The organism is Streptomyces sp. NPDC018833 (assembly GCF_044390825.1).
GTDB lineage: Bacteria > Actinomycetota > Actinomycetes > Streptomycetales > Streptomycetaceae > Streptomyces.
The window spans coordinates 1-26,902 of sequence record NZ_JBIRZM010000009.1 but is presented as its reverse complement, the minus strand read 5'-3'; the positions used below and the strand labels follow the sequence as shown (position 1 = coordinate 26,902).

General features: G+C 71.2%; 27 protein-coding genes. 8 read left to right on the top strand and 19 right to left on the bottom strand.

Features of this window, described 5'->3' with window-relative positions:
- Nucleotides 1-278 precede the first annotated feature (278 nt).
- Together ACH5AF_RS19210 and ACH5AF_RS19205 are read left to right on the top strand one after the other, a co-directional pair.
- Entirely contained in the window at nt 279-1,166 is an 888-nt protein-coding gene (locus ACH5AF_RS19210) for a glycoside hydrolase family 19 protein (protein WP_398903027.1), read from the top strand.
- Nucleotides 1,167-1,338: 172 nt separating this feature from the next.
- Nucleotides 1,339-4,113, top strand: coding sequence for an alpha/beta hydrolase family protein (locus tag ACH5AF_RS19205; protein ID WP_398902827.1), 2,775 nt, complete (start codon nt 1,339-1,341; stop codon nt 4,111-4,113).
- A gap of 5 nt (nt 4,114-4,118) precedes the next feature.
- On the opposite strand, the gene ACH5AF_RS19200 is transcribed toward ACH5AF_RS19205, so the two are convergent.
- A complete protein-coding gene (locus tag ACH5AF_RS19200) occupies nt 4,119-4,520 on the bottom strand; it encodes an ATP-binding protein (RefSeq protein ID WP_398902826.1) in 402 nt (133 codons plus the stop codon).
- Between the two features lie 113 nt (nt 4,521-4,633).
- On the opposite strand from ACH5AF_RS19200, the gene ACH5AF_RS19195 reads away from it, so the two are divergent.
- The gene (locus tag ACH5AF_RS19195) at nt 4,634-5,458 is read left to right on the top strand and encodes a Scr1 family TA system antitoxin-like transcriptional regulator (protein ID WP_398902825.1); all 825 of its coding nucleotides are present in this window, start codon (nt 4,634-4,636) and stop codon (nt 5,456-5,458) included.
- Nucleotides 5,455-5,691, top strand: coding sequence for a DUF397 domain-containing protein (locus ACH5AF_RS19190; protein WP_398902824.1), 237 nt, complete (start codon nt 5,455-5,457; stop codon nt 5,689-5,691). The genes ACH5AF_RS19195 and ACH5AF_RS19190 overlap by 4 nt, the downstream gene beginning before the upstream one ends.
- Here the strand turns inward: ACH5AF_RS19190 and ACH5AF_RS19185 are convergent.
- The 3 genes from ACH5AF_RS19185 to ACH5AF_RS19175 are packed head-to-tail and all read right to left on the bottom strand — an operon-like array spanning nt 5,675 to nt 6,815.
- Nucleotides 5,675-6,187, bottom strand: coding sequence for a DUF1772 domain-containing protein (locus tag ACH5AF_RS19185; RefSeq protein WP_398902823.1), 513 nt, complete (start codon nt 6,185-6,187; stop codon nt 5,675-5,677). The two genes, ACH5AF_RS19190 and ACH5AF_RS19185, sit on opposite strands and share 17 nt — an antisense overlap.
- Nucleotides 6,184-6,591 carry a VOC family protein gene (locus ACH5AF_RS19180; RefSeq protein WP_398902821.1) on the bottom strand — a complete coding sequence of 136 codons (408 nt, stop codon included), beginning with the start codon at nt 6,589-6,591 and terminating at the stop codon, nt 6,184-6,186. Before ACH5AF_RS19180 ends, ACH5AF_RS19185 begins: the two co-directional genes overlap by 4 nt.
- A gap of 59 nt (nt 6,592-6,650) precedes the next feature.
- The gene (locus ACH5AF_RS19175; RefSeq protein WP_398902820.1) at nt 6,651-6,815 is read right to left on the bottom strand and encodes a hypothetical protein; all 165 of its coding nucleotides are present in this window, start codon (nt 6,813-6,815) and stop codon (nt 6,651-6,653) included.
- Between the two features lie 98 nt (nt 6,816-6,913).
- Between ACH5AF_RS19175 and ACH5AF_RS19170 the strand changes: the two genes are divergently transcribed.
- Entirely contained in the window at nt 6,914-7,585 is a 672-nt protein-coding gene (locus tag ACH5AF_RS19170; protein WP_398902819.1) for a TetR/AcrR family transcriptional regulator, read from the top strand.
- An 83-nt stretch (nt 7,586-7,668) separates the two neighbouring features.
- Here the strand turns inward: ACH5AF_RS19170 and hemB are convergent, their stop codons facing one another.
- The 7 genes from hemB to ACH5AF_RS19135 all read right to left on the bottom strand — a co-directional run bounded on the left by hemB (nt 7,669) and on the right by ACH5AF_RS19135 (nt 15,755).
- Nucleotides 7,669-8,670, bottom strand: a complete 1,002-nt coding sequence (gene hemB, locus ACH5AF_RS19165; RefSeq protein ID WP_398902818.1) for a porphobilinogen synthase — start codon at nt 8,668-8,670, stop codon at nt 7,669-7,671.
- 260 nt (nt 8,671-8,930) lie between these two features.
- On the bottom strand, nt 8,931-9,767 hold the full coding sequence (locus ACH5AF_RS19160) for a class I SAM-dependent methyltransferase (protein ID WP_398902817.1): 837 nt from the start codon (nt 9,765-9,767) through the stop codon (nt 8,931-8,933).
- Between the two features lie 193 nt (nt 9,768-9,960).
- Nucleotides 9,961-11,622: a uroporphyrinogen-III synthase gene (locus ACH5AF_RS19155; RefSeq protein WP_398902816.1), complete on the bottom strand. Its 1,662-nt coding sequence runs from the start codon at nt 11,620-11,622 to the stop codon at nt 9,961-9,963.
- On the bottom strand, nt 11,619-12,578 hold the full coding sequence (gene hemC / locus ACH5AF_RS19150; RefSeq protein ID WP_398902815.1) for a hydroxymethylbilane synthase: 960 nt from the start codon (nt 12,576-12,578) through the stop codon (nt 11,619-11,621). The genes ACH5AF_RS19155 and hemC overlap by 4 nt, the downstream gene beginning before the upstream one ends.
- The gene (locus ACH5AF_RS19145; RefSeq protein WP_398902814.1) at nt 12,575-14,410 is read right to left on the bottom strand and encodes a glutamyl-tRNA reductase; all 1,836 of its coding nucleotides are present in this window, start codon (nt 14,408-14,410) and stop codon (nt 12,575-12,577) included. Before ACH5AF_RS19145 ends, hemC begins: the two co-directional genes overlap by 4 nt.
- On the bottom strand, nt 14,407-15,132 hold the full coding sequence (locus ACH5AF_RS19140; RefSeq protein ID WP_215185245.1) for a redox-sensing transcriptional repressor Rex: 726 nt from the start codon (nt 15,130-15,132) through the stop codon (nt 14,407-14,409). The genes ACH5AF_RS19145 and ACH5AF_RS19140 overlap by 4 nt, the downstream gene beginning before the upstream one ends.
- Nucleotides 15,133-15,479: 347 nt before the next feature.
- A complete protein-coding gene (locus ACH5AF_RS19135) occupies nt 15,480-15,755 on the bottom strand; it encodes a glutaredoxin family protein (RefSeq protein ID WP_398902812.1) in 276 nt (91 codons plus the stop codon).
- 148 nt (nt 15,756-15,903) lie between these two features.
- On the opposite strand from ACH5AF_RS19135, the gene ACH5AF_RS19130 reads away from it, so the two are divergent.
- The 3 genes from ACH5AF_RS19130 to ACH5AF_RS19120 all read left to right on the top strand — a co-directional run bounded on the left by ACH5AF_RS19130 (nt 15,904) and on the right by ACH5AF_RS19120 (nt 19,712).
- Nucleotides 15,904-16,860, top strand: a complete 957-nt coding sequence (locus ACH5AF_RS19130; RefSeq protein ID WP_398902811.1) for an HAD family hydrolase — start codon at nt 15,904-15,906, stop codon at nt 16,858-16,860.
- Between the two features lie 520 nt (nt 16,861-17,380).
- Nucleotides 17,381-18,235 (top strand): ECF subfamily RNA polymerase sigma factor, BldN family, encoded by an 855-nt coding sequence (locus tag ACH5AF_RS19125; RefSeq protein WP_398902810.1) that lies wholly within the window; start codon nt 17,381-17,383, stop codon nt 18,233-18,235.
- A gap of 286 nt (nt 18,236-18,521) precedes the next feature.
- Nucleotides 18,522-19,712, top strand: a complete 1,191-nt coding sequence (locus ACH5AF_RS19120) for a DUF5667 domain-containing protein (protein ID WP_398902809.1) — start codon at nt 18,522-18,524, stop codon at nt 19,710-19,712.
- Nucleotides 19,713-19,798: 86 nt separating this feature from the next.
- Here the strand turns inward: ACH5AF_RS19120 and ACH5AF_RS19115 are convergent, their stop codons facing one another.
- From ACH5AF_RS19115 to ACH5AF_RS19080, 8 genes are all read right to left on the bottom strand, one after another.
- Nucleotides 19,799-20,947 (bottom strand): lysophospholipid acyltransferase family protein, encoded by a 1,149-nt coding sequence (locus ACH5AF_RS19115; protein ID WP_398902808.1) that lies wholly within the window; start codon nt 20,945-20,947, stop codon nt 19,799-19,801.
- A gap of 35 nt (nt 20,948-20,982) precedes the next feature.
- A complete protein-coding gene (locus ACH5AF_RS19110) occupies nt 20,983-22,086 on the bottom strand; it encodes an NAD-dependent epimerase/dehydratase family protein (RefSeq protein WP_398902807.1) in 1,104 nt (367 codons plus the stop codon).
- Nucleotides 22,087-22,276: 190 nt separating this feature from the next.
- The gene (locus ACH5AF_RS19105; protein ID WP_003948845.1) at nt 22,277-22,375 is read right to left on the bottom strand and encodes a 30S ribosomal protein bS22; all 99 of its coding nucleotides are present in this window, start codon (nt 22,373-22,375) and stop codon (nt 22,277-22,279) included.
- 124 nt (nt 22,376-22,499) lie between these two features.
- Nucleotides 22,500-22,712 (bottom strand): helix-turn-helix domain-containing protein, encoded by a 213-nt coding sequence (locus ACH5AF_RS19100; RefSeq protein ID WP_014046653.1) that lies wholly within the window; start codon nt 22,710-22,712, stop codon nt 22,500-22,502.
- 127 nt (nt 22,713-22,839) lie between these two features.
- Complete coding sequence (locus ACH5AF_RS19095; RefSeq protein WP_398902806.1) at nt 22,840-23,655, bottom strand: phosphatase; 816 nt, start codon at nt 23,653-23,655, stop codon at nt 22,840-22,842.
- A 98-nt stretch (nt 23,656-23,753) separates the two neighbouring features.
- Nucleotides 23,754-24,929, bottom strand: a complete 1,176-nt coding sequence (locus tag ACH5AF_RS19090; protein WP_398902805.1) for an acetoin utilization protein AcuC — start codon at nt 24,927-24,929, stop codon at nt 23,754-23,756.
- Nucleotides 24,880-26,097 carry an MFS transporter gene (locus ACH5AF_RS19085; RefSeq protein ID WP_398902804.1) on the bottom strand — a complete coding sequence of 406 codons (1,218 nt, stop codon included), beginning with the start codon at nt 26,095-26,097 and terminating at the stop codon, nt 24,880-24,882. The genes ACH5AF_RS19090 and ACH5AF_RS19085 overlap by 50 nt, the downstream gene beginning before the upstream one ends.
- A gap of 43 nt (nt 26,098-26,140) precedes the next feature.
- The gene (locus ACH5AF_RS19080) at nt 26,141-26,785 is read right to left on the bottom strand and encodes an HAD family hydrolase (RefSeq protein WP_398902803.1); all 645 of its coding nucleotides are present in this window, start codon (nt 26,783-26,785) and stop codon (nt 26,141-26,143) included.
- Nucleotides 26,786-26,902 lie beyond the last annotated feature (117 nt).

Genomic DNA, 26,902 nt, shown 5'->3' with positions numbered 1-26,902 from the left:
GCGAAGAAGGAGGGCGTCCGCCGCATCGACGGCGGGATCACGGCCGTCCCGCGGATGATCGCGGCCCCGGCCGCGTACGTCCTCTACAGCGGCGACAAGCAAGTGTACGAGGCCCACGAAAGTTACCCGGCTCACATTGGTCTATACCTTGACTGGATCATGACATAACGCTTGAGTGGGTGTCACAGCCCCCACCGCGGCTCGCCCGGAGGCGAACTCCAGCTCCGGCGCGGGCCGTTGAGCTCAAAAGGAGTGATTGAGTGCTGAGAACACGCCTCATGGCCCTGCTGGTCGCGATCCTCGCCACCACCGGCCTCGCCGCGGTCCTGATGCCCTCCGCGTCCGCAGCGTCCGCAGCGTCCGCGGCGTCCGTCTGCGACACCGCTCCGAACTGGCAACAGGGCGCCTGGTACACGACTGGCAACGTTGTCAGATACAACGGCTCGTACTACATAGCCGAGCACGACAATCCGGGCTACGACCCGACGATCAGCACCTGGTACTGGGACCCGTACACCTGCAGCGGTGGCAGCACCCCGTCCCCGTCGGGCTTCGTGGTGAGCGAGGCCCAGTTCAACCAGATGTTCCCGAACAGGAACTCCTTCTACACCTACAGCGGCCTCACCGCGGCCCTCAGCGCCTACCCCGGCTTCGCCAACACCGGCAGCGACACGGTGAAGAAGCAGGAGGCCGCGGCCTTCCTCGCGAACGTGAGCCACGAGACCGGCGGACTGGTCCACGTCGTGGAGCAGAACACGGCCAACTACCCGCACTACTGCGACTGGAGCCAGCCGTACGGCTGCCCGGCCGGCCAGGCGGCGTACTACGGCCGCGGCCCGATCCAGCTCAGCTGGAACTTCAACTACAAGGCCGCGGGCGACGCGCTCGGCATCGACCTGCTCAACAACCCCTGGCGCGTGGAGCGCGAGGCGGCCGTGGCCTGGAAGACGGGCCTTTGGTACTGGAACACCCAGACCGGCCCCGGCACCATGACCCCGCACAACGCCATGGTCAACCAGGCCGGCTTCGGCCAGACCATCCGCTCCATCAACGGCTCACTGGAATGCGACGGCAAGAACCCGGCGCAGGTCCAGAGCCGGGTCAGCAAGTACCAGCAGTTCACACAGATCCTGGGCGTGCCGACTGGCGGGAACCTCTACTGCTGAAACCGCGCCGCCACTGAACGGGCCGCGGACCGGGGAGACTTCGTCCCCCGGCCGCGGCCGCACCATGTCTCGCGGCCCACAGGCAACCCACAGGTTCTTCTCCCCGTCCTCCGAGTTCGAGAGGCACCCGCAGACCAGGGCGCCCGAGAAACGGGGTCGAGGAGGGGGAACGTTGATACGTACCCGGAAGATATGGGTCACCGCGGCAGCGGTGCTCACGATGGCGGTGGTGTCGCCCGCGGTGGCGCACGCCGAGCCGCAGCCACCCGGCAGCCCGCCCGCCGCGGTGACCGACGACAACGAGGGCCTGCCGCCCGGCTGGCGGATCACGAACACCGCCGGGCAGAACACCCTGGAGTGGCGTTCACCGCGGCCCGTGCCCACGGGCGACGCCCGGGTGGAGTTCCACGCCGACGGCAAGCTGGTCGGCGTGCCGGAACCCGAGAACGACGGCCGGACCTTCCGGCTGCCTCTGGACGAGGCGCGCACAGCGGACCTGGCTGACCTCCAGGTCCTGGCGGCAGGCCGGCGCCTCGACCAGCAGGCGGACGGCGCCCGCGACCGGCGTTCCTCGCCGCCCGCCGCCCAGCCTCCCGCCCAGCTCCCCGCGGGTTCCGTCGACCCGGGCAGGCCCGGCAAGTACCGCACGGTCACCGGCGAGTACGCGCTCGACCCGGTCCGCCTGCCCGGCTTCCCCGCGCCCGTCGAGATGCGCGGCGTCGTCGTCGCACCGAAGGGCGCCACCGGCAGGAGCCCGGTCGCGCTGTTCCTGCACGGCCGGCACGCCACCTGCTACGTCCCCGGCAAGGACGAGATCACCGGCGACTGGCCCTGCGCCAAGGGTGCCGAGCCGATCCCGAGCCACCGGGGCTATCTGCGCGACCAGCAACTGCTGGCCTCCCAGGGCTATGTGACCGTCTCGATCTCCGCCAACGGCATCAACGGCCAGGACGGGGACGCCGAGGACGGCGGCGCGCAGGCACGCTCCTCGCTGGTCCGGCAGCACCTGGCCCGCTGGGCCGACTGGGCCGCGAAGCCTGCCAAGGCACCAGAGGCAGTACGCAAGGGGCCGAAGGCCGACCTGTCCCGCGTGCTGCTCGTCGGGCACTCGCGCGGCGGCGAGGGCGTCAACCGTGCGGCCATGGACAGCCTGTACCCGGCCCCGGCCGGTCAGGACGGCTACCGCGGCAAGGTGCGCTGGCACATCCGCGGGACCGTGCTCATCGGCCCCACGATCTTCGGCCAGAACCCAGTGCCGGACGTCCCGTCGCTGACGATCCTGCCGGGCTGCGACGGCGACGTCTCCGACCTCCAGGGCCAGGTGTACGCCGACGGCACCCGCGGCGTCAGCAGGGGCAAGGCCCTGCACAGCGCGGTCTACATGGTCGGCGCGAACCACAACTACTTCAACAGTGAGTGGACGCCGGGCCAGGCCCAGGCTCCCGCCGACGACGATTTCTGGCACGACCCGGAGCAGCCCGACCCGGTCTGCTCGCCCGGCACCGCGACCCGGCTGACCGCCGACCAGCAGCACAGGGCGGGCGCCACCTACATCGCCGCGGCCGCCCGGCTGTTCGTCGCCGGGGACGACCGGGTGCGTGAGCTGCTCGACGGCACCGGCCGCCGGGCCCCCTCCGCCGACCCGGCGCGGGTTCTGACCCACGGGGTCGGCTCGAACCGAGGCGCCGGTTTCCTCCCCGACGGCTCCGTGAAGGTGACCGGCGGACGGCTGTGCTCCGCGATCGACCCCGATCCGCGCAAGGCCTGCCTGGACCCGGAGGCCGGCGGCTCCTCGCCGCACTTCGCCTCCTGGCAGCCGGACCGTGAGACCGGCCGCCGTGCCGTGGCGCTGCGCTGGTCCGCGCCGGGCTCGGCGGTGAAGGTCCGCCCGGAGAAGCCGCTCTCCGTGCGCGGCGCCAAGGGCCTCGCACTGCGCGTCTTCGTGCCTCCGAACACCACCGGGACGCAAGCGGACGTGGCCGTCACCGACGCCTCCGGCAAGCGCGCGAACCTGGGCCGCGTCCGGGTGGACGGGCTGCCCGGCAGCGACCGTACCGCGTCCTACTGGGCGCGCGAGGTGCGCGTACCGCTCTCCGCCGCCGCTCGCGCCGGACTCGACCTGCGCCGGATCGCCTCCCTGGAGCTGATCCCGCGCAGCCGCTCCGGCCAGGCATGGCTGATGGACGCCTGGGCCTGGAGCCCCGGCACCCCTGCCGTGCGCGAGGCCCCGCTGGCCCGCGTCGACATCGGCCGGCTGAAGGTCAAGGAGGGCGACTCGGGAGTCCGCACGTACCAGGTGCCGGTACGCGTGTCCGGCAAGGGCAGCGGCACGGTCCGGCTGTACGTCCTCGACCCTGCCACCGGTCAGGCCAAGCACCGGCTGGTGACGGTCAGGCCGGGCAGCAGCGGCATCGACGTACCGGTGAAGGTGAAGGGCGACAAGCGCTACTCCTGGGACGTGGCCACCGACGTGCTCGTCAAAGCGGTCCGCGGGACCGTCGTCGGCACGTACTCCGGCGGGGTCACCGCGGAGAACGACGACCCGATGCCCGAGATCACCGTGAAGCCGCTCGCCGACAAGGTGACGGAGGGGCAGCCGCTGAGGTGGCAGGTCGCCCTGTCCGCGCCCGCCGACGTGGAGATGTCGTCGACACTCCGGTTCGTGGGCGTCCCGGGCCGCCCTGAGCTGTCCACCAAGGACGTCGACCGGCAGTGGCTGATGGACATGATCGGCGAGGTCCCCGACGGGGACGTCCCGCTGTCCCGGCTGGAGTACGCCTACCTGTGGGCGTCCGTACCGGCCGGGAGCACCAGCGCGGAGGTGACCGTGCCCACGGTCGGCGACCGGGTGGCAGAGCCGGCGGAGTACGTGGGCCTCCAGTCCGTCGACGACGAGGGCCGGCCGCAAGGCCCTGTCCTCACGGGCACGGTGACCGACGCGCCGTAGCCCCGTCACGGCAGGGTGAACTCGCACCACACCACCTTGCCCGGGTCGCGCCGGCCGACACCCCAGGTGTCGGCCAGCGCGTCCACCAGCAGCAGTCCGCGCCCCGACTCACCGGCCGGGGCGCGGACGCAGGGCCGCCCGTCGCCGCTGTCGTGCACCTCGACCCGGAGGGCGGTCCCTTGCTCGTAGAGCCACAGCCGCAGCAGATACCCACGCCCCGGCGGTACGCCGTGCACCAGCGCGTTCGTCGCGAGCTCGCTCACGCACAGCGTGATGTCGTCGGCCCGTGAGCCCCACCCCCACGCGCCCAGTGCCTCACGGACGAACTCCCGGGCAGCGGCCACCGATCGACGCTCGCGGCGGCAGAACAGCTCGCGCAGGTCCCCGTGTTGCATCGTCTTGTCCACCACGGGAGCGTTGCGCGCAGTGACGGTTCGGCAGCACGCCGTCGACCCGTACATTTCTTTTGTACGGGTGGCGGAGGCGTAACGTACGAGTCCCTCCGGGGAGTTGGTCAGACATGCACCCCAGGAGACGCCACCGGAAGAACGCCACCGCAGTGCGTATGGTCGGCCGCCAGCTGGCCCGCTTCCGTGAGGCCGCGGGCCTCACGCAGCGTGAGCTCGCCGCCGAGTTCAACCTCGGCGAGGAGACCGTCGCCTCGATCGAACAGGGCCGCCGCCCACTGAAACCGGACCTCGCGCAGAGATTGGACGACCGCCTCGACACGAAGGGCGCGCTGTCGGTCGCGGTGGAGCACATGCCGGAGGTGGACCTGATCCCGGCGTGGGCGGAGGAGTACATGGACCTGGAGCGGGAGGCGATCGCGCTGTCCTGGTACGACAACCAGGTCGTCCCGGGCCTGCTCCAGACCGAGCGCTACGCACGCGGCGTCTTCCGCAGCAGGGTGCCCGCCTTCGACGCGGACGAGATCGAGGCCCAGGTCGCCTCACGCGTCGCGCGCCAGGAGATCCTGGCACGGAACCGGCCGCCGACGATCAGCTTCGTGATGTGGGAGGCCATCCTCATGGACCGCATCGGCGGCGACGACGTGTACGAGGAGCAGGTCCGTCACTTACGCGCGTGCGCCGAACTGCCGGGCGTATCGCTCCAGGTGATGCCGTTCGGCCGCACCAGCCACGCGGGGCTCAACGGCCCGTTCACGTTGCTGGAGACCCCGGACCATCAGCTCGTTGGCTACACCGAAGGTCAGCGCGGCAGCCAGCTGCTCATCGACCCCGACGAGGTCAGCATCCTTGCGCAGAAGTATGCGATGCTGCGGGCACAGGCCCTCAACCCCGAGGACAGCACGGGCCTGTTGGACCGGCTGCTGGGAGAGAGATGAGCACCGCACTGAAGTGGTTCAAGTCCAGCTACAGCGGCGACGAGGGCGGCCAGTGCCTCGAAGTGGCCTACGACTGGCGCAAGTCGACCCACAGCGGCAGCGAAGGTGGGCAGTGCGTCGAGGTCGCCACCCACCCCTCCGCGATCCACGTCCGCGACTCGAAGACCCCCGGCGGCCCGGTGCTCAGCCTCGCACCGGCCGCCTGGACGGCCTTCGTCAGCGACCTGCGCTGAGACCCTGCGCGCCCTGGACGTACAGGGCCCACGCGAGGCAGCCGAAGGCCGCCGTGTGCAGGACGGCCCGGACGGTGTTCCAGGTGACCCACTTGTCCTCGAAGGCGGCCCGAGCCGCCTTGAGCTGAGCGGGGTCGCCCGCGAGGGACACCTTGTCGAGCGCGTCGTTGAGCGGCACGTTCTGCGTGCCGGTCACCAGGAACGCCACCACGTACAGCACGAGCGCGGCGACGATCCACCAGCGGGCCCCGCCGCCGGGCCCGCCGCCCGGCCGGACCGCCGCGAGGACGAGCAGGGGCAGCGGCAGCAGGAAGGGCACCAGGAACCAGCCGTTGATGATGGCGCGGTTGATGTGCTGCATGGCCTGGACGAACGCCTGGTCCCCGGCACGGGCGAGGCCCGGCATGACCGCGTAGGCGAAGGCGGCGAACAGACCGGCCATCAGCCCGGTCGCCACCGTGGAGGCCACGAGGGCCGCGGTGCTCAGTGTTCTCATACGTTCTCCTCTACGCTGTCGGCGGCGGGGGTGACCCATTCGACGAACTGGACGATCACTCCGTTGGGGTCGGTGATCTGGAAGAGCCGCTCGCCCCACGGCTCCTCGCGCAGCGGCATGGTGATCTCGACGCCTTCGGCGCGCAGCCGCTTCTCCTCGGCCTCCAGCCCCGTGAGGGTGAAGGCGAGGATCAGGCCGCCGGCGTGCTGGTCGCGCTGCTCCGCGGGCAGGACCTCGATGCCGCGCCGCAGCAGGACGATGTCGACTGCGGCGTCGGCCCGGGTGAGGGAGGCGAAGCCGTCGGCGGCGGCCTGCTCCTGGTAGCCGAGGTGGGTCGTGAAGAAGGTCTGGGACGCGGCCACGTCGTCGACGGTGAGCGAGACGGTCGAGGCGTTGATCTGCAAGGTGTGTTCCCTTTCCAGGGGTTGAGGGGGCCGGCGCGCCACGGTGGCGGTCGGGTCGGTCAGTAGGAGCTGCGGCGCGGGAGGTTGCGTGCGCGGCGGTGGTTGTCCTGGAAGCGGACGGGATGGAGCTGTGCGGGCTGCCGACCGCCTTGCTGCCGTCCACGGGCGGCCTGGTTGCCGGTCGCCTGGTCGGCGAGGAGCTTGGGGAGCTCGATTCGCTGCATGCGTTGTTCCTCTCGGTGGAAATTTACCACGGACGTAAACTTACTCCGAGAGAAGCAGGGGTGTCAACATAAAATTGCTACGGATGTAAGATTCCCTCATGAGCAATGAGACGGGCATGGCGACGAGCACCCCGGCGCATGACGCGCAGGCGGGCCTGCGAGAGTCCAAGAAGCGCGAGACACGGCAGCTGATCTCCGACCACGCGACCAGGCTGTTCATGGCCCAGGGCTTCGAGCGGACGACCATCGCGGAGATCGCCGACGCGGCGCGCGTGGCGAAGAAGACGGTGACCAACTACTTCCCGCGCAAGGAGGACATGGCGCTGGACCACCAGGAGGCGTTCGTCGCGAGCCTGGCGGACACCGTCGCCTCCCGGCCCTCCGGTGAATCGGCCCTCGCGGCGCTGCGCCGCGCGTTCGAGGCCGCCGTCGCGGCCCAGGATCCGATCGCCGGGTTCGCGGGCCCGGACTTCTCGCGCATGATCGACGACAGCCCGACTCTGTCAGCCTGTCTGCGCGGTCTGCACGACCGGCGCGAGGAGGCCCTTGCCCACGCCCTCGCCGGGGCCACGGGCACGTCCGCCGACGACATCACGCCCCGTACGGCGGCGGCGCTGCTGGGCGCGGCGCACCGGGTTCTGTTCGGGCGCATCCAGGAGCTCACCCTCGCGGGGCACTCAGGCGATGACATCGCGCGGACCGTCGAGGTCGAGGCCGTCCGCGCCTTCGACCTGCTCGAACCCGCCCTCGCCGACTACGCGGTCGCCTGACCGGCCGGCACCGTGCCGGCGTCGCCGCACACGGCAGACGGCCCGGTGCACGCGCGCGCACCGGGCCGTCGGGGAAGTCTTGGTCAGCGACCTGCGCCGATCCGCTGCGCGACCTCCGTCGCCCAGTACGTCAGGATCATGCTCGCGCCCGCGCGCTTGATGCCGAGCAGGGTCTCGGCGATCGCCTTCTCCCTGTCGATCCAGCCCTTCTCGGCGGCGGCCTCGACCATCGCGTATTCGCCGCTGATCTGGTACGCGGCGACCGGCACGGCCACCGACTCCGCGACCTTGGCGAGGACGTCCAGGTAGGGCCCGGCGGGCTTGACCATGACCATGTCCGCGCCCTCCTCCAGGTCGAGGGCCAGCTCGCGCAGCGACTCGCGGACGTTGGCCGGGTCCTGCTGGTAGGTCTTGCGGTCGCCCTGGAGCGAGGAGCCGACGGCCTCGCGGAAGGGACCGTAGAAGGCGGAGGAGTACTTCGCGGTGTACGCGAGGATCGACACGTCCTCCTTGCCGATGGTGTCCAGCGCGTCGCGGACGACACCGATCTGGCCGTCCATCATGCCGCTCGGGCCGACGACATGGACGCCGGCGTCGGCCTGGACCTGGGCCATCTCGGCGTAACGTTCCAGCGTGGCGTCGTTGTCGACGCGGCCGTCCTCGGCCAGGACCCCGCAGTGGCCGTGATCGGTGTACTCGTCCAGGCACAGGTCCGACATGATCACGAGCTCGTCGCCGACCTCGGCGCGGACGTCGCGGATGGCGACCTGGAGGATGCCGTCCGGGTCCGTGCCCGCCGTTCCCAGAGCGTCCTTCTTCGCGTCCTCGGGTACGCCGAAGAGCATGATCCCCGCGACCCCGGCCTCCCGTGCCTCCACGGCGGCCTTCCGCAGGGTGTCGCGGGTGTGCTGGACGACGCCGGGCATGGCCTGGATCGGGACGGGCTCGCTGATGCCCTCACGTACGAAAGCGGGAAGGATCAGGTCGGCCGGGTGCAGGCGGGTCTCGGCGACCATGCGCCGCATGGCGGGAGTGGTCCGGAGCCGCCGGGGGCGGGCACCGGGGAAGGATCCGTACGCAGTCATACGTGCCACGCTACGCCCGGCCGGAGCGTGCGATTACCGACACCGCGTCGGCGCAGGCACCGGGCGCCGGGGGATGCCGAGCGGATCAGGCCGGACATGCCGTGGCCGTCTGGCGCAAGGGGCCTCCCCCAGGCCCACAGGGCCGAGGGGAAGCAGGACTACGGGGGAGTGCCGTCACCTGGGAGTGCCCGAGGCTTCGCCTGGGGCTCAGGCGAAGCCTCGGGAAGCATCATGGCCCCGGCCACGACGCGCCGGACCCCCTACGGGCGTACGGCGGTGACGATCCAGGCGGCCGAGCCGTACAGCACCCCCTCCTCGGTCAGATGCGCCTCGATGTCCGCGCGCAGTGCGTCCAGGACCCGTGCCCGTCCGGCAGGGTCGAGATCCTCGAACAGCCAGACCATCCCTGACACGAAGCGGTACGCCTCCTCGGTGTTCCGGCCGAGGCGCATCGGGCGCTCCAGGCCGGTCAGCCGCGGCGCGCCGAACCCGGCGGCGGTCAGCCGCTGCCGTACGACACCGGGGTCGGCCATGGAGAAGGGGCCGGGCTCGTCCGGCGGCAGGGCGGGCAGCTCACGCCCCGCCGCCAGCAGAGCCGAGACCGAGCGGAACCACTCGTTGCGGGCCAGGTCCTGCCACACCAGGAGCACCAGCCGGCCGCCGGGCCGCAGCGCACGGGCGATGTTGCGGAACGCGGCCACCGGGTCGGCGAAGAACATGGAGCCGGCCCGGCTGATCGCGACGTCGAAGGACGCCTCGGGGAACCGGTGCGTCTGCGCGTCCGCCTGCTCGTAGCGGACGCTGTCGAGCCCTTCCCGCTCGGTCTCCCGCCGGGCCACACGCAGCATGGGCCCGGACAGGTCGACGCCGAGGACGGGGCCGCCGACGGTGAGCCGGGCGGCGGCGCGGGAGGTGAGGCCGTTGCCGCAGCCGACGTCCAGCACGCGCTCACCGCGCTGGAGGGCGGCGGCATCCAGGAAGGGCCGCTGATAGGCGTGCAGGGCTCGGTCGAAGCTCTCGGCGTGTTCCGCCCAGTACGCGCCTTCTTCGCCGTCCCAGGCGCGGGCCTGCTCGGCGTTGGCGGGGTCGACATGCACAGTCCCGGAGCACACGGCCGGTCACCCCTTTTTCGGCTGCCCGAAGGACCCTTGTGCTTCCGGTGTACGCCCGTCGGACCCCACCTGTCGAACGCACGGCCCGACCCGTGGCGCCCACGGCCCGGCCTGTGGCACGCACGCAGGCGGGGCGGGCGGAAACTCCGCCCGCCCCGCCTTTCAAAGAGATGTCCGCTCAGGTCGTCGTGCGACGCCTCCGGCCGCCCGGACGCCGCTCGGACGGGCGCGTCACGTGCTCGCCCGCCTCCACCGCAGCCGCCCGGCGCGCCGCGCCGAACTGCGCCAGTGCCTCCGCCAGCTTGTGCACCGACGGCTCCGGCGACAGGACGTCGACCCGCAGCCCGTGCTCCTCGGCCGTCTTCGCCGTGGCGGGACCGATGCACGCGATCACGGTCACGTTGTGCGGCTTGCCGGCGATGCCGACCAGGTTCCGCACGGTCGACGACGACGTGAACAGCACCGCGTCGAAGCCGCCGCCCTTGATCGCCTCACGGGTCTCCGCCGGGGGCGGCGACGCGCGCACGGTCCGGTAGGCGGTCACGTCGTCGACCTCCCACCCGAGCTCGATCAGGCCAGCGACCAGCGTCTCGGTCGCGATGTCCGCACGGGGCAGGAAGACGCGGTCGATCGGGTCGAAGACCGGATCGTACGGCGGCCAGTCCTCCAGCAGACCGGCCGCGGACTGCTCGCCGCTCGGCACCAGGTCCGGCTTCACGCCGAAGTCCACCAGCGCGGCCGCCGTCTGCTCGCCGACCGCCGCGACCTTGATCCCGGCGAAGGCACGGGCGTCGAGCCCGTACTCCTCGAACTTCTCCCGCACGGCCTTCACCGCGTTGACGGAGGTGAAGGCGATCCACTCGTAGCGTCCGGTGACGAGTCCCTTGACCGCGCGCTCCATCTGCTGCGGCGTACGCGGCGGTTCGACCGCGATCGTCGGGACCTCGTACGGCACCGCACCGTAGGAACGAAGCTGGTCGGAGAGCGAGGCCGCCTGCTCCTTCGTACGCGGCACGAGCACCTTCCAGCCGAACAGCGGCTTGGACTCGAACCACGCGAGCTGGTCGCGCTGGGCGGCGGCGCTGCGCTCACCGACCACGGCTATGACCGGCTGGTGTCCCTCGGGGGAGGGCAGCACCTTCGCCTGCTTCAGCGTCTGCGCGATGGTGCCGAGCGTCGCCGTCCAGGTGCGCTGGCGGGTCGTCGTACCGGCGACGGTGACCGTCAGCGGCGTGTCGGGCTTGCGGCCCGCGGCCACCAGCTCGCCCGCCGCGGCGGCGACCATCTCCAGCGTCGTGGAGACGACGACCGTGCCGTCGCTCGCGCCGACCTCGGTCCAGCAACGGTCGGACGCGGTGCGGGCGTCGACGATACGGACGTCCGTGCCCTGCTCGTCGCGGAGCGGGACACCGGCGTACGCGGGCACGCCGACGGCCGTCGCCACACCGGGCACGACCTCGAAGGGAATCCCTTCGGAGGCGCACGCGAGCATCTCCCGGCCGGCGTCGGTGTCCAGGCCGGGGTCACCGGTCACGGCACGGACGACCCGCTTGCCGCTCCGCGCGGCCTCCATGACAAGATTGGCCGCGTCCCTGAGGACGGGGATCCCGGCGGATGTTGACGCATCGTCAATGACCGTCAACTCAGGCGTGCTCACGCCTGCCCGCGCATGGCCTCGGACGACATCGAGGACAGCGGGCTCGGCGATCAGCACGTCCGCGCCGGCGAGCGCCTCGACGGCGCGCAGAGTCAGCAGACCGGGGTCGCCGGGACCGGCACCCAGGAAGGTGACGTGCCCGTGGCCGTCGAAGGCGGGAAGGTTCGAGGTGGTGGGGCTCAAAGTGCTCGCTCCCCCATAAGACCGGCCGCACCCTTGGCGAGCATCTCGGACGCGAGTTCGCGACCGAGCGCGATGGCGTCGCCGTGCGACGTGGGTACGGGACCGGTGGTGGACAGCTGCACCAGCGCGGAGCCGTCGGTCGTGCCGACGACGCCCCGCAGGCGCATTTCGGTGGCTTCCTGGCCGTCGGCCAGCAGGTCGGCCAGCGCACCCACAGGTGCGGAGCAGCCGGCCTCCAGGGCGGCGAGCAGGGATCGCTCGGCGGTCACGGCGACCCGCGTGTGCGGGTCGTCGAGTCCACCGAGCGCGGCGACGAGATCCGCGTCGGACGCGGAGCACTCGATCGCCAGGGCCCCCTGGCCGGGGGCGGGCAGGACGAAGTCGACCGACAGGAAGTCGGTGACCTCGTCGATCCTGCCGATGCGGTGAAGTCCCGCAGCGGCGAGCACGACGGCGTCGAGCTCCCCGTTGCGTACGTACCCGATCCGGGTGTCGACGTTTCCGCGGATCGGCACGGTCTCGATGTGCAGCCCGTGGGAGCGGGCGTACGCGTTCAGCTGCGCCATGCGGCGCGGCGAACCGGTGCCGACCCGGGCGCCGTTCGGCAGCTGGTGGAAGGTCAGTCCGTCCCGGGCGACCAGCGCGTCGCGCGGGTCCTCGCGCCTGGGTATCGCGGCCAGCGCCAGACCCTCGTGCGGCGTGGTGGGCAGGTCCTTCAGCGAGTGGACGGCGAAGTCCACATCGCCGCGGAACAGCGCTTCCCGCAGGGCCGTGACGAACACGCCGGTGCCGCCGATCTGCGCCAGGTGCTCACGGGAGACGTCCCCGAACGTCGTGATCTCGACGAGCTCGACGGCCCGGCCGGTCAGCCGGCGCACCGCCTCAGCCACGTGCCCGGACTGGGCCATGGCGAGTTTGCTGCGCCTGGTCCCGAGCCTCAGTGCCCTCTCGGTCATACTCGCCCTCGGTTCTTGACGTCTGCGTCATTCAGGTCGGCCCGGCTGACGGAGGCGACCGTCTCCGGGTCGAGGTCGAAGAGGGTCCGCAGCGCATCCGCGTACCCGGCACCGCCGGGCTCGCTCGCCAGCTGCTTGACCCGCACGGTGGGCGCGTGCAGGAGCTTGTCCACCACGCGGCGCACGGTCTGGGTGATCTCGGCGCGCTGCCTCTCGTCCAGGCCGGTGAGCCGGCCTTCGAGGCGGGCCATCTCGCCGGCCACGACATCGGCGGCCATGGTGCGCAGGGCGACCACGGTCGGGGTGATGTGCGCGGCGCGCTGGGCCGCGCCGAAGGCGGCGACCTCGTCGGAGACGATCGAGCGGACCTGGTCCACATCGGCGGCCATCGGCGCGTCGGCGGAGACCTCGGCGAGCGACTCGATGTCCACGAGCCGTGCACCGGCGAGGCGGTGGACGGCGGCGTCGATGTCGCGCGGCATGGCGAGGTCGAGCAGCGCGAGCCGGACGAGGCCGCTGCCGTGCGGCACGGTGGCCGCACGGGAGGAGGCCGCGCGGGCACGGGAGGCGTTGTCGACCCAGGCGCCGTGCTGAGCGAGGGAGTCGTCGAGACCGACGGGGCACTCGGAGCCTGGGGCAACGTCAATGCCGCCGAGACCGGCGCCGCTGCCCGCGAGGGCCGCCGCCTCGGCGGCGGGCAGGTCCGTCACGCGTACGGCGGCGGTGTCCCCGCGTCCGGGGTCCGCCGACTCTGTGTGATGCGCGCCGGGCAGGCGGGACGCCTGGTCCGCGCCGGGCAGGCGGTCTTCCGTCCGGTCCGGGCCCGCGGAGTCGCCGGACCGGTCGGTGCCCTCGATCGAGGGAGCGGCCAGGTCCGCGCGACCCGGCAGTTCGGCCACGCGTCCGTCCCTGGCCGCCGCGGCGGCCAGGCGTGCGACCACACTGCCCTCGGGGGCGCGCAGGTCAGCGGCCCGGCCAGTGGGCTCGGGCACGACGTGCTGGGAGGCGAGCGCCGTCGCGACCGCCTCGGCGGTCAGGACCAGACCGGTCGCGCCGGTGCACGAGACGGCCACGTCGGCACGTGTCAGTTCGTCGGCGACGGACGCCATCGGCACCGCGTGCGCACGCACGCCGCCCGACTCGGACAGCGCCGCGGCCAGCCGCTCGGCGCGCTCCGTCGTCCGATTGGCGATGACGAGTTCGCGTACGCCCAGGCGCGCCAGCGTCGTCGCCGCGAGCGAGGACATCGAGCCGGCGCCGATCACCAGGGCCCGCTTGTCCGCGGCCCACGCCTCGACCGGCTCGCCCGCGGCGAGCTGCTCGAGACCGAAGGTGACGAGCGACTGCCCGGCCCGGTCGATTCCGGTCTCGCTGTGGGCGCGCTTGCCGACGCGCAGCGCCTGCTGGAACAGGTCGTTGATCAGCCGTCCGGCGGTGTGCAGTTCCTGACCGCGCGCGAGGGCGTCCTTGATCTGGCCGAGGATCTGGCCCTCGCCGACGACCATGGAGTCCAGACCGCAGGCCACCGAGAACAGATGGTGGACGGCCCGGTCCTCGTAGTGCACATAGAGATAGGGAGTGAGCTCCTCGAGCCCGACCCCACTGTGCTGGGCGAGCAGCGTGGACAGCTCGGCGACACCGGCGTGGAACTTGTCCACGTCCGCGTACAGCTCGATGCGGTTGCACGTGGCGAGGACCGCCGCCTCGGTGGCGGGCTCCGCCGCGAGGGTGTCGTGCAGCAGCTTGATCTGCGCATCGATGGGCAGCGAGGCGCGCTCCAGCACGCTCACGGGAGCGCTGCGGTGGCTCAGCCCGACGACGAGGAGACTCATGCCGGCATCACGGCGGGCATGTCCCCGTCGGGTCCCTTCCGGCCGGCGGCCTCGGCCTCCTCGCCGGCCTTCCGCTGCTCGTGGAAGGCGAGGATCTGGAGCTCGATCGAGAGGTCGACCTTGCGCACGTCCACGCCGTCCGGCACGGACAGCACGGTCGGGGCGAAGTTGAGGATGGAGCTGACACCGGCCGCGATCAGCCGGTCGCACACCTGCTGGGCGGCACCGGCGGGCGTCGAGATGACGCCGATCGACACCCCGTTGTCGCTGATGATCTTCTCGAGCTCGTCCGTGTGCTGGACGGGGATGCCCGCGACGGGCTTCCCGGCCATGGCCGGGTCGGCGTCGATGAGCGCGGCGACCCGGAAGCCACGGGAGGCGAAGCCGCCGTAGTTGGCGAGGGCGGCGCCGAGATTACCGATGCCGACGATGACAACCGGCCAGTCCTGCGTCAGACCGAGCTCGCGGGAGATCTGGTAGACGAGGTACTCGACGTCGTAGCCGACGCCGCGGGTCCCGTACGAGCCGAGGTACGAGAAGTCCTTGCGCAGCTTCGCGGAGTTGACGCCGGCGGCCGCGGCGAGCTCCTCGGAGGAGACCGTGGGCACGGACCGCTCCGAGAGCGCCGTCAGGGCGCGCAGGTACAGCGGAAGCCGGGCGACGGTGGCCTCGGGGATTCCTCGGCTACGGGTCGCCGGTCGGTGATTTCGGCCAGTTGCCACGGTGCTCCTGCGGGATGAGCGAGGCTGCAGGCGGCCGTGTGTGCCAGGACCGCCCCGTCGAATGCAGGCTATGTCTTTGTGAACGCGTGCACAAAGATGGTGTCCGCTTTGTCCGTCCAAAGTGACCGGGGTCACGCGATCCGGGGGCCTGATGCAGGAACCGCGAACCACCCCGGACCGTTGAGGCGCCAATGGGGGCAAAGCCGTACACACTCCTTACGATCTACGCCCCCGAGACCGCCTGGCTCCACCTACTCTGCCCTTTCGCGGCCCTGGCCCGATAGAGTCGCGCCCGGCGGAGAAACCCAAGCAAAACGACCATGATGGTACCCGCCTTCCGTGTGACATCAGCTCCCGAGCGCGCGGCGCAGCCGATCGGGGTCCACCCGCCAGAAGGTGTGCTGTTCCCCGTCCACCAGGACCACGGGGATCTGTTCCCAATAGGCGCGGTGGAGTTCGGTGTCCTGGTTGATGTCCTTCTCCACCCACGAGGCGCCGGTCTCCGCGCAGACCGTCTCGACCACGGCCCGCGCGTCGTCGCACAGATGGCACCCGGGCTTGCCGATGAGCGTCACCACGCGCTCCTCGGGCTTCTTCTTCACACGCCGCAGCACAGGACTCATACGTCCATTCTCGCCCGCGCCGCTGATGCCCCGTTTCCTTCCGTTGCCGCGCCGCGGATCACCCGTTTAACAGCGCTGTCGCGGAGTGTTCACGCCGTCGCGTCCCGGCGAGTCCGGAAGTCCCGAACAGACTGGCTATGCTCACGACATGGCCGCTCTGGGATGGCTCACCCCTCGTAGGCGCTCCGCCACCGCTCGCAGCGTGCTGGCGGGCGAAGCCGCCGCCGAGGCAGCGCGTAAGTCCTCACAGACCATCGAGGCGCTCGAAGCTCTTGAAGAAGGGCCCCCGACCGCAGGGCCCGCCGTCGCGGAGCCCGTGTTCCCCGTTGCCGGGGACGTTCGCGCCGCGGCGTTCTTCGACCTCGACAACACCGTGATGCAGGGCGCGGCGATCTTCCACTTCGGCCGCGGCCTGTACAAGAGGAAGTTCTTCCAGCGTCGCGAACTGGCCCGGTTCGCCTGGCAGCAGGCGTGGTTCCGGCTGGCGGGCGTCGAGGATCCGGAGCACATGCAGGACGCGCGGGACAGCGCGCTCTCCATCGTGAAGGGCCACCGGGTCTCGGAGCTGATGACCATCGGCGAGGAGATCTACGACGAGTACATGGCGGACCGGATCTGGCCGGGGACTCGGGCGCTGGCCCAGGCGCACCTCGACGCCGGCCAGAAGGTCTGGCTGGTCACCGCCGCACCGGTCGAGACCGCGACGATCATCGCCCGCCGGCTCGGGCTGACCGGCGCGCTCGGGACGGTCGCCGAGTCGGTCGATGGCGTGTACACGGGCAAGCTGGTCGGCGAACCACTGCACGGCCCGGCGAAGGCGGAGGCGGTACGGGCGCTGGCGGCGGCGGAGGGCCTGGACCTCGACCGGTGCGCGGCCTACAGCGACAGCCACAACGACATCCCGATGCTGTCGCTGGTCGGCCACCCGTACGCGATCAACCCCGACGCGAAGCTGAGGAAGTACGCGCGTGAGCGCGACTGGCGCCTGCGGGACTACCGGACGGGCCGCAAGGCGGCGAAGGTGGGCATCCCGGCGGCGGCGGGTGTCGGCGCGCTGGCCGGCGGCACGGCAGCGGCGGTGGCCCTCCACCGCCGTCGGCGCTGACCCTCCGAAGACCCCCTAGGGACCAGCGGCACGCCCTGCGCCGCGTGCGCATGAGGCGCGGGGTCTGGACGACGCGCCCGGAGAAACACGCGGAGAGACCGCGGCGGCCGTCGCACCCCCGGCGTGTCGCGATCATGCCGTGGGCCTGCCGCAGCGGCGACGAAGCGTGTAGCAGGCGTGTCGCAATGGAGCCGGGGCGTGTCGCGGGCGTGTCGGCGGATAATCAGCGCCTCTTACCCCGCCACACCCCCGGCCAGTCCCGTTGCCGCGCTCCGACCACAAGTCACCCCTCGACAGGACAGATCACGAAGCAATTCGATCAAGAAGTGCTCACAATATGCGACCTGATCAGTCGTCAACCCGCAACAGAAGCGACGGAAACGGCGATTTGAGCAACTCGGTGTAGCACTGCCTGTACGAAGCGTTATTCTCCTCAGACGCATGACGGAACCCACCAGTCATCACGACGGGTGAACGGTCCCGCACAGCACGTGATGGAAGCTCTGCCTCTGGGAGTCCCGTGTACCCACACGTCGGGGTTGACGCCTCGGGCCTGGCTACGCTGCGCGCAGCGGTCCTCGACCACCTGCGCGGCTTTGTCCCCACCGCGTACGCCGTCCCCGCATTCGCCACGCCCGGCCTCGCCGTCAGCGGCGCGGCCGCCCCTTGTTATGCCCTGGCCGACGGCATTCCGAACGGCATGCAGAAGGGATCGGCCCGCAGCGCCGTCGATGACGGACGCCGGTCTGCCGACGGCCGGGCGGCCGTCGGCAGACGGGGCGGACGCGGCGGCGCGACCACCGCCCGACGGCCCACCGCCGACAGCGACAGCGCCCGCATGATGGAACTCGTCGAGCGCGCCCAGGCGGGCGAGGCCGAGGCCTTCGGGCGGCTCTACGACCAGTACAGCGACACCGTCTACCGCTACATCTACTACCGCGTCGGCGGCAAGGCGACGGCGGAGGACCTGACGAGCGAGACGTTCCTCAGGGCACTGCGCCGGATCTCCACCTTCACCTGGCAGGGCCGCGACTTCGGCGCCTGGCTCGTGACGATCGCCCGCAACCTGGTCGCGGACCACTTCAAGTCGAGTCGCTTCCGCCTGGAGGTGACCACCGGCGAGATGCTCGATGCCAACGAGGTCGAGCGCAGCCCTGAGGACTCGGTCCTGGAGTCCCTGTCGAACGCCGCGCTGCTCGAAGCCGTGCACAAGCTCAATCCCCAGCAGCAGGAGTGCGTGACCCTCCGCTTCCTCCAGGGCCTGTCCGTGGCCGAGACGGCCAGGGCGATGGGCAAGAACGAGGGTGCGATCAAGACGCTTCAGTACCGGGCCGTCCGCACCCTCGCGCGGCTGCTCCCCGACGACGCGCGCTGAGCCGTCCCCCAACGTCCCCCCACACCTCCTCCTCCGCCCCCTGCGTCCCCCACCCCACCCCGGCCAGCCGTACCCAACTCACCGTGAGTGACGGCTCGATGACGCACTGGTCCGATCATCTTTCGCGCGTAACCCAAGTGCCGCGCCGCTCGTTGTGCGGGATGCAGACTCCCTGTGGACACGCCATGCCCGCAGCCACTCACCATTTCGAGTGGATGTACTCAAGGCGTGCAACCTTCCAGACGCCCAGGGGAGTCGATCGTCATGACGAGAGGAGGTGCCGCCAGTGATCGCGAACGTTTCGGCGCACCGGCGGGCGAACGCCTTCGCCCAGGCCTTGGAAGATCAGGCGGCCGATGAGCAGGCGGAGTCGGTCGAATCGACCGAGCACGAAAGGCTGTTGAGTCTGGCGCGCGGCCTCGGCGAGCTGCCGAAACCCGAGCTGGACCCCGAGGTCAAGGTGGTGCAGCGGGCGCAGCTCGTGGCCGCCATGGAAGCGATGCTTCACCAAGGGACGGCGGAGGGAGGCGCATCCGCGGGCCCTACGGTGCCGGAGCAGCGAACCCACGGCCGCGGCGCCCACCGGGCTTCCCGGCTCCGGAAGTTGCGACCGCGCTCCCGCTGGTCGAAGGGGCTTGCCGCGGGCGGTCTGACCGTCGGTGTGGCCGCGGGCGCTTTCAGCGGCGTAGCCGCTGCCAGTTCCGACGCCCTGCCCGGTGACTCGCTGTACGGGCTGAAGCGCGGCATGGAGGACATCAAGCGCGGCATGGCGGACGACGACTCCGACCGTGGCGAGCTCTACCTCGACCAGGCCTCCAACCGCCTCAGCGAAGCCCGCCGCCTGATGGAGCGGGGCCGTTCCGGCCACCTGGACCACGAGTCGCTCGGTGAGGTCCGTCGCACGCTCAACGGCATGCGGCACGACGTCAGCGAGGGTCACCGGCTGCTCAGCGCGGCCTACGAGCGCGAAGGATCGCTCGGTCCCATCGCCACGCTCAACTCGTTCTCACGCTCCCACCGGGACGTGTGGAACGGGCTGCGAGACCGGCTGCCCGCCCAGCTCACCGGCGTGGGCGACGAGGTCAGTTCGGCCTTCGACGCCATAGACGAACAGGTCGGCCCGCTCGAGTCGCTGCTGCCTCGGGCCCCCGAGAACGACGGCCTCGGCTCGCGGAGCCCGGGTGGCGCACCTCAGGACGCCGGGCACACCACGTACCCGGTGAGCGGCACACCGTCGGCCCCCGATGCGGGCGGCGGTCACACGGGCGAGGACGGCGAACCCCGTCCGTCCGGCTCCAGCTCCGCCGACGACGGGCTGCTCGGCGGAAACACCGGCGGTCTGTTCGACCCGCCGGCACAGGACGCCGGACCATCCCCGTCCGATAGTGAGGCGGAGCCGTCCGTGCCGGACGTCACCATCCCGCCGATCCTGCCCGGCATCCTCCCGGGCCTCGGCTTCGACGGCGAGGAAGAGTAACGAGTCCGTACGCGTGAGGGGCGCCCCCGGCCGGGGGCGCCCCTCACGCGTACGGACCAGGAAGCCGACGGATCACCCGTGCGGGCTCAGAAGAAGACCGAGCGGCGCTGTACCAGCAGCTTGTACAGCGTGTGCTGGATCTGCTCCCGCACCTGATCCGTCAGGTTGAACATCAGCATCGGGTCCTCCGCCGCCTCCGGCGGATACCCGTCCGTCGGGATCGGCTCGCCGAACTGGATCGTCCACTTCGTCGGCAGCGGCACCGCCCCCAGCGGCCCCAGCCACGGGAACGTGGGCGTGATCGGGAAATACGGGAAGCCCAGCAGCCGCGCCAGCGTCTTCGCGTTGCCGATCATCGGGTAGATCTCCTCGGCGCCGACGATCGAGCACGGCACGATGGGCACACCGGCCCGCAGCGCCGTCGAGACGAATCCGCCGCGCCCGAACCGCTGCAGCTTGTACCGCTCGCTGAACGGCTTCCCGATGCCCTTGAAGCCCTCCGGCATCACACCGACGACCTCGCCGCGCTGGAGCAGCCGTTCCGCGTCCTCCGCGCACGCCAGCGTGTGGCCGGCCTTGCGCGCCAGCTCGTTGGCCACCGGCAGCATGAACACCAGGTCCGCGGCGAGCAGTCGCAGATGGCGCCCGGCCGGGTGGTTGTCGTGGACGGCGACCTGCATCATCAGCCCGTCCAGCGGCAGTGTGCCCGAATGGTTGGCCACCACGAGTGCTCCGCCCTCGGACGGGATGTTCTCGATGCCCTTCACCTCGACGCGGAAGTACTTCTCGGACAGCGGCCGCAGCAGCGACATCAGAACCTGGTCGGTCAGCTCGGCGTCGTACCCGAACTCGTCGACCTCGTAGTCACCGGTCAGCCGACGGCGCAGGAATGCCAGCCCGCCCGCGATCCGCCGGTCCCAGCTCCCGCCTCCCGACGGTGCCGTCTCGCGCGCGTCGCTCTCTCCGGCAGCCGCCGCCACGACGGCCTGGTGCTCCGGGTGCTCCGGCAGCGGGCTCACAGCGGCGTCGCGTACGGCGACCTCCCGTACCCCCGCCCCGCGCACCTGAGGCCCGCGGGACGCCTCACGCGCCGGCCCCTCGCGCACCACGGAGTCGCCCGTCGCGGCCTGCTCGGCCTTGCGGCGCGCGGACCCACCGGGGCGCCGCCGCACCGGTCGCTGCGCACCGCCGCGCGAACGGTCGTCGTCGAACGGAATGACCTTGGCGTCCGCCATCGTTGGCTGCGCTCCTTATCCGGGCCCCTCGGGGCTCATCCGGCGCTGTGCGTCGTCTCGCCGCGCGTCGTCTCACCGGTCGTTCTCTCCACGGCGTGCCCCGCGCCGCGACCGAGCGGCAGTGCCGCCGCGACCCGGTCCACGGCCCTCGCCACGGACTCGGGCGGCAGCAGCCCCGGGGCCCGGCTGCGCGCGAAGTCCGCGAACGTCTCGGCGGTCGTGAACCGCGGGAAAAATCCCAGTGTCTCGCGCATCTGAACCGTGCTCACCACCCGGCCGTGGGTGAGCAGCCGGATCTGCTCCGGCGAGAAGTCCGTGATGCCGACCGTGCGCAGCGCGGAACCGACCCACGTGACGGCGGGCAGCAACACCGGCATCGTCGGCCGCCCGAGCCGCCGTGAGCACTGGGACAGGGTCAGCACCCCGTCGCCCGCGATGTTGAACGTGCCGCTGTTGAGCGTCCCTCGGCGCGGCTCGTGCAACGCGATCCGCAGCACGTCGATCACATCGTCCTCGTGGACGAACTGCAGCCGCGGGTCGTAGCCGAAGACGGTCGGCATAACCGGCAGGGAGAAGAACTCGGCGAGCGGCGAGTCGGCGCACGGGCCGAGGATGTTCGCGAACCGCAGCACACACACGGCCACGTCCGGGCGGCGCCGGGCGAACCCGCGCACATATCCCTCGACCTCCACGGAGTCCTTGGCGAAACCGCCGCTCGGCAGCGACTTGGGCGGTGTGGTCTCCGTGAAGACAGCCGGGTCGCGGGGGGCGGAGCCGTAGACGCTCGTACTGGACTTGACCACCAGACGCTTGACCGTCGGCGACTTCTGGCAGGCGCCCAGCAGTTGCATGGTGCCGATGACGTTGGTCTCCTTGACGGCTGTACGTCCGCCGGCGCCCAGCGGCGTACCCGTCACATCCATGTGCACGACCGTGTCGACGGCATGCTCGGCGAGGACGCGCGCGATCGCCGGCTGGCGGATGTCGGCGCGGACGAATTCGGCTCCGCCCAGATGATGTCCGGGGTTCACCGCATCGACCCCGATCACCCGGTCCACCTCGGGATCCCGCTGGATGCGCCGCACAAGACGGCCCCCGAGCTGACGGGCCACACCGGTGACGAGCACGACCTTGCCCAAGATCAGCGCCTTCCCCTAGGTCCTGGCGTCACCGTAGCGCGTCGGTGTTGCGCTGTGATGACCGCACGGCGCACTTTTGCCAGGACCATCCATTTCGCGCCCCCACTTGTCCTCCACACCTGCTCCATAACGCACCTCGGCCCTCCCACCGGGCTGGTGGGAGGGCCGAGAAAACACGTACAGCTGTCGCCTACTTCTTGTTGCGACGCTGAACGCGGGTGCGCTTGAGCAGCTTGCGGTGCTTCTTCTTCGCCATCCGCTTGCGCCGCTTCTTGATAACAGAGCCCACGACTACCCTCGCTCACTTCTCTTCACTCGGTGCGGGGCGTCTGGGCCCACACGACCTACGTCGGCCTAGCCTACCTGCCGCCGGGTGAGGGACGTAATCCGAGGGCGACCGTCCCGTCTATCCGTTACGCGGATTCCACCCCCACGAAGGATTCGCGGAGATACTCATGCACCGCTTGCTCCGGCACCCGGAAGGACCTCCCCACCCGGATCGCCGGCAGATGACCGCTGTGCACCAACCGGTACACAGTCATCTTCGACACTCGCATCACCGAGGCAACTTCCGCCACGGTAAGGAACTTGACCTCATTGAGAGGCCTCTCGCTGCCAGCAGCCATGACCCACCTGTACCTTCCGCACCCGACGCGCACCGGCTTCCCCTCCGGTGACTCTTCGTCGCTGTGCGCTCACTGCCCAGACTAGGGGCGGGTGATGCGAGTGGGGAAGAGGAGCTGCGATCGCCGCCTACTGTGACAGACACGCTCGATTGAGTACATACCGCGTCAGAGGGCGGTAGGACTCGGACCGAACGGCGTCATCAAGCGGAACCGCGACCGACACCCGCCCCTCCGCCTCGCCGACGAACAGCGCGGGATCGTCCGTGTCCGCGAGGCCGATGGCCTCGATCCCCAGCTGACCTGCGCCGCAGACCCAGCCGTGGTCCCCGACGACCAGCTCGGGCAGCGGCCCGCCGGCGTCCGCCGCGACCTGGAGCGCGACCCTGACCGGTAGCGGGGAATGGGTGTGCGCCCCCGTCCGCCGCGCGCCCTCCTCGTGCAGCGACGCCACCCCCCTTACGTACGCGAGGTGATGCGTGCGTACGCCGAACCGGGTCGTTATGTCGACACATCGCCCCTGCGCGGGGGTGAGTACGGCACACCCCGCCGCCGACACCGCGTCTGCCAGGTCTGCGTAGAACCCCAGCAGCCGGTGCGGATGCCCCGTGCCGAACAGGACGGGAGCACGCCGCCGTGCCGCGTCCCCCAACCGGGCGGCGAACGCGTCCAGCGCACACAGCGTCAGCTCCGGATCGATGACGTCGCCGCCCGCCACGCAGGCTGGATCCGCGGACACCCCGCACCTCTCGGCCATCAGCGCGATCAGCTCCCGCTCGCTCCACCGCCACCGGGGATCAAGCCCGATGGTCACCCGGGGATCACGCGCGGCGAAAGCGCGATAACTGCGCAGGTTCGCCTCGCGCGAGGTCGCCACGTCCCCCGCCAAACCCGACGCCAGCAGATGCGCCCGCAGCTGCGCCCGCAGCGATCCGGTCCTCAACACCTTCCGATGCTGACGCACCGGCCCCTGTGACAGGTCGGAAACGCGTGTCCTGCGCACAGTTGGCGTAAGCACATGCAGCACCGCGCCGGGAGTGCCGACTACGCCAGCAGACCGCGCAGCGGGAACACGGCCCGCCGCGTCGCGAGGATCGACTGGTCGAGCCGGTCCGCCGGGTCGTACCCGTCCTCCCAGGCCCGCAGGCGCACCGGCCACCGGCCGTCTGTCATCCGCGCGGGCCCCAACCGGCGTGTCCGTGCGTACACCTCGTCCCGCCACGTCGACGGGATCACCGACTCCGGATCCACCGGCCGGTGCGCCGCGATCCCGACCAGGTGCGTCCACGACCGGGGAACGACGTCCACGACCTCGTAGCCGCCGCCCCCGAGCGCGACCCACTTCCCGTCCGCGTGCGCGTGCGCGAGCTCGTGACACGCCTCCTGCACCGCCCGCTGCGCGTCCAGCGACACCGCCAGATGGGCCAGCGGGTCCTCGAAATGCGTGTCCGCACCGTGCTGCGTCACGAGCACCTGCGGCCGGAAGCCGGCCAGCAGCTCCGGCACCACCGCGTGGAACGCGCGCAGCCACCCCTCGTCGCCCGTACCCGCCGGCAGTGCCAGGTTCACCGCCGAGCCCTCGGCCGGACCCCTGCCGCCCGTCTCCTCCGGCCAGCCCGTCTGCGGGAACAGCGTGCGGGGATGCTCGTGGAGCGAGATCGTCAGCACCCTCGGGTCGTCCCAGAACGCCGCCTGCACGCCGTCGCCGTGGTGGACGTCCACGTCCACGTACGCGACCCGCTCCGCTCCCAGCTCCAGCAGCCTGGCGATCGCCAGCGACGCGTCGTTGTAGATGCAGAATCCGGACGCAGCGCCGGGCATCGCATGGTGCAGCCCGCCGGCGAAGTTCACGGAGTGCCCGGCCTCCCCGCGCCACACGGCCTCCGCGGCACCCACCGACTGCCCGGCGATCAGCGCCGACGCCTCGTGCATCCCCGCGAACGCCGGATCGTCGATCGTGCCGAGGCCGTACGACTGGTCGGCGCTCGCCGGGGCGTCGGACGCCGCCCGGACCGCGGCCACGTAGTCCTCGCGGTGCACGAGCCGCAGCGTCGAATCCCCGGCCGGCTTAGCGGCCACCACGTCCATGGCCCGGTCCAGGCCGTACGCCCGCACCAGCCCCATGGTCAGTGCGAGCCGCACCGGATCCATCGGATGGCTGCTCCCGAAGTCATACTTCGTTACCGCCTCGTCCCACATCAACAACCCGCGGCCGCTCATGCCCGCCACCGTATCGGGCGGGCTCGGCACCGAACGACCGGGCATACGCCATCGTGGCCAGCACCAACACCATCGGAACCAGCATCGCGCCCCGATAGCTCCACAGGTCCCCGAGCGCCCCGACCAACGGCGACCCGATCAGGAAGCCGACGTAGTTGAAGACGTTGAGCCGCGCCACGGCCGCGTCGCTGTCCCCCGGCGCCAACCGGCCCGCCGCCGCGAACGTCTGCGGCACGATCACGCACAGCCCCAGCCCCAGAAGGGTGAAGCCGAGCATGCCGACCCACGCTCCGGGCGCGCCCGCGACCACCGCGAACCCGGCCGCCGCCAGCACCGACCCGCACCGGACGACGGCCACCGCCCCGAAACGCCGCACCGCGAGATCCCCGACGGCGCGGCCCACCAGGGTCGTCACCATGTACGCGTTGTACGGGACCGTCGCCAGTTCCTCGGAGCTTCCCAGCACGTCCTGGAGGTACTTCGCGCTCCAGTTGGAGACGGTCGAGTCCCCGATGTACGCGAAGGTCATGACGAGGCACAGCGGCACCAGCGCCGTGAACGCGACCCCTCGCCCGGCCGCCTGCTTCCGAACGTCCTCCGGCACCCGCTCCCCGTCCACGTACCACCGGCTCGCGGCGAGCGCGGCCGGTACCAGCACCGCGACCACCGGCAGCCAGGACACCAGCAGCGCGAGATCGAAGTGCGCCCCCGCCCAGGCGAGCGAGGCGCCCGCGATCCCGCCGAGGCTGTACGCGGCATGGAAGCCGAGCATGATGCTGCGCCCGCAGGCCCGCTGAAGACTGACGCCCAGCATGTTCATCGAGGCGTCCAACGCGCCGACCGCCAGCCCGAACACGCCCAGCCCGACGGCCGCGTGCCACAGCTCATGCCCTGCGGCGACCCCGAGGAGCGACAGCAGCACGACCGGCTGGGACCACCTCAGCACCGCACTCGCCGGAACGCGGCGGACGACGCGCCCCGTCACGACGCTCCCCACCCCGGCGAGGACCGGCACGGCGGCGAGGAAGAGGGGCAGCGACCCGTCGGATATCCCGTACCGGTCCTGTACGGCGGGGATACGGGTCACGAGCAGAGCGAACGCGACGCCCTGGGAGCAGAAGCCGAACGCCAGAGAGGCCCGCCCGTGGCTGGGCCGCGCATCAGTCATGGCGGCACAGCGTAGGCCCGCGCCCTACTCATGGGCAGACGGATCAGCCGAGCAATCCGGGGAGTTCGGCCATCGCCCCGAAGTACCCCTTGGCCCCGGCGAGTTCCGCGGCGGGCGTCATGGCGGTGAAGCCGTACACGTCCATGCCCGCCGCCAGGGCCGCCTGGACGCCCAGTCGGCTGTCCTCGACGACGACGCACCGCGCGGGCGACACGCCCATGCGCGCGGCCGCGTGGAGAAAGAGGTCGGGCGCCGGCTTCCCCCGGCCCACGTCCTGGGCACTGAACACGATGTCGTCGGCGAACCAGCGGTCGAGCCCGGTCGTCCGATGCCCGACCCGGATCCGCTCATGGCTCCCCGAGGACGCCACGCAGTACGGCCCCCCGTCGGCGGCGAGCTTCTCCAGGACCTCGGCGACACCGTCGACCGCGGTCAACTCCCGTTCGAAGGCTGCGAACACGCGCGCGTGGAGTGTGTCGTCGAAGTCCTCGGGCAGCGCCTGTCCGGTCCGTTCACGGACGAGGTCGTGCACGCGGTGGACGGCAGCCCCCATGTAATCGCGCAGGGAGTCCTCGTACGACGTGGGATGACCCAGCTCGGTGAGGTAGCCGGCAAGAATGGTGTTGGAGAGGGGCTCACTGTCGACGAGCACACCGTCGTTGTCGAAGATGACCAGGTCATAGCGCATACCTCCGACCCTATGGGACCCCGAAACGCAGGAAAGCCCCGGAACGAGGTTCCGGGGCTTTCCCACAATGATTGTTCGGCGGCGTCCTACTCTCCCACAGGGTCCCCCCTGCAGTAC